Origin of the sequence: Methylobacterium sp. WL103 (assembly GCF_008039885.1) — a bacterium.
Classification (GTDB): domain Bacteria; phylum Pseudomonadota; class Alphaproteobacteria; order Rhizobiales; family Beijerinckiaceae; genus Methylobacterium; species Methylobacterium cerastii.
The window spans coordinates 1-1,917 of sequence record NZ_VRUX01000710.1 but is presented as its reverse complement, the minus strand read 5'-3'; the positions used below and the strand labels follow the sequence as shown (position 1 = coordinate 1,917).

Genomic DNA, 1,917 nt, shown 5'->3' with positions numbered 1-1,917 from the left:
AGCTTGACGCGAGGTTTCCAACACGGCCCATCCGCCGCCGATGTGTCGTTGCGCACGCCGGGCGACAGGCTCGGTCCGGCGTGCGCAACGACACATCGGCGGCGGATGGGCCGTGTTGGAAACCTCGCGTCAAGCTTGATGGAACCTTCGCTTAACCCGATCGGCCTAAAGCCCAATCTCGTTTGAACGCGCGGACCTCAACGCGCCCAACTCGCCGCGACCCGCGCCGGGCCGGCGCACCTCAAGTCCGCTCGTGGAGTGACAGACATGCCCCGATCCGCGCGCTTCCGCGCCGCCTCCCTGCGCACCCTTTCCCTGCGCACCCTCTCCCTGGGCCTCGCCCTCTGCGCCGGCCTCGCGGTCTCGGCCTGCAGCAGCGACAAGGACCTCGCCGACGCCTCGGCCTTCGGCGGCGGCGCCTCGACGCCGGGCAGCGCGCAGGACTTCGTCGTGAACATCGGCGACCGGGTGTTCTTCGAGTCCGACTCGACCGACCTGACGCCCACCGCCACCGGCACCCTCGACAAGCAGGCAGCCTGGCTGCAGCGCTACCCGCGCTACAGCTTCCTCATCGAGGGCCACGCCGACGAGCGCGGCACCCGCGAGTACAACTTCTCGCTCGGCGCCCGCCGCGCGCAGGCCGTGAACGACTACCTCGCCTCCCGCGGCATCAGTGCCGGCCGGATGCGCACCGTCTCCTACGGCAAGGAGCGCCCGGTCGCGGTCTGCAACGACATCTCGTGCTGGTCGCAGAACCGCCGCGCCGTGACGGTGCTCGACCGCGGCGCCGGAAGCTGACCGGCAGGCGCGACCTTCGTCACCGGACGACCCCGCATCCCGCCTTCGCCACCCCGCGGCCCCCTCAGGCGGGCGCCCCAGGGTGAGCGGTGGGGGCGGCACCCGCCACGACGCGTCCAGCCGACCCGTCCGGCGCAGGTCAACCTCTCGCGACGTGTCGGCAGAGGTTGCCGAGGATGGCGGCCCAGCCGCTGCGCTGCTGCTCGATGGGAAAACTGGTCTCGGGATCGAACGCGACCTTCACGCCGGTCCGGTCGCCCAACGCGGTGAACGCGACCACCGCATGACGGTCGCCGAACGCGTATTCGATCCGTTCGTTCGGGACGATCCTGGTGTAGGTGCCCGCGAAATCGAAGCCCATGCTGCCGTCCTTCGCCTCCATGCGCGAGGTGAACGTGCCGCCTTCCCGGAGGTCGACGGTCGCCGTCGGACAATGCCAGTCGTCGGACGCGAAATTCCACTGCGTGATCTGGTCCGGCGTCGTGTAGGCGTCCCAGACGACGCCGACCGGTGCGGAGGCCGTCGCTTCTACGATGATCCGTTCCTGGGGCATGTGAACTCCGCATCCGGCCGTTCGCGATTCCGCGGGCCGCACCTCACACCAGGCCGGTCGCGGCGGCAACCTCCGGGGCGGCCGCCCCCAGGGCGACGCGCCACGGAACGGCGCGAATCTCCGGTGCGCCGCCGCGTGCGGCCGATCCTGGAGGCCCGCATCTCACCGCGCGGCTCGATGAGCCCGAAGCCGACATCGCCTTAACTTTGCCGCGCTGGGCGGCATCTGCTACCGGCCTCGCGCCGACCTTGCGCGCTCCCTGTCACGACCGGTGCCACCATGCTCCGCCGCCTGCTTCTCGCCTCCTGTGCCGCCTTCAGCCTCGCCGCCCCGGCCGCGGCGCAGGACGCCTCCGAATTCGTCGTGCGCCTCAACCGGATCGAGAACCAGTCCCGGCTGATGGCCGGGCAGATCGAGACGCTGCAATACGAGAACCGGCAGCTCAAGGAGCAGCTTCGGAAGTTCCAGGAGGACGTCGAGTTCCGCCTGAACGAGAAGGGCGGCGGCAAGTCCGCGCCCGCGCCGAGCCGGGAGCCGGCCGGCGCCGTCAACGGCGGCAACCCGGG

The 1,917-nt window shown here is 70.8% G+C and carries 3 protein-coding genes; 2 read left to right on the top strand and 1 reads right to left on the bottom strand.

The features are described from left to right. The first annotated feature begins 267 nt into the window (after positions 1–267). Complete coding sequence (gene pal / locus FV222_RS24520) at positions 268–798, top strand: peptidoglycan-associated lipoprotein Pal (protein WP_147815864.1); 531 nt, start codon at positions 268–270, stop codon at positions 796–798. 139 nt (positions 799–937) lie between these two features. Here the strand turns inward: pal and FV222_RS24515 are convergent, their stop codons facing one another. Then, entirely contained in the window at positions 938–1,351 is a 414-nt protein-coding gene (locus FV222_RS24515) for an SRPBCC family protein (RefSeq protein WP_147753511.1), read from the bottom strand. Positions 1,352–1,630: 279 nt separating this feature from the next. On the opposite strand from FV222_RS24515, the gene FV222_RS24510 reads away from it, so the two are divergent. Next, positions 1,631–1,917: YbgF trimerization domain-containing protein (locus FV222_RS24510; RefSeq protein ID WP_281406920.1), on the top strand; the 287-nt coding region annotated here is incomplete at its 3' end.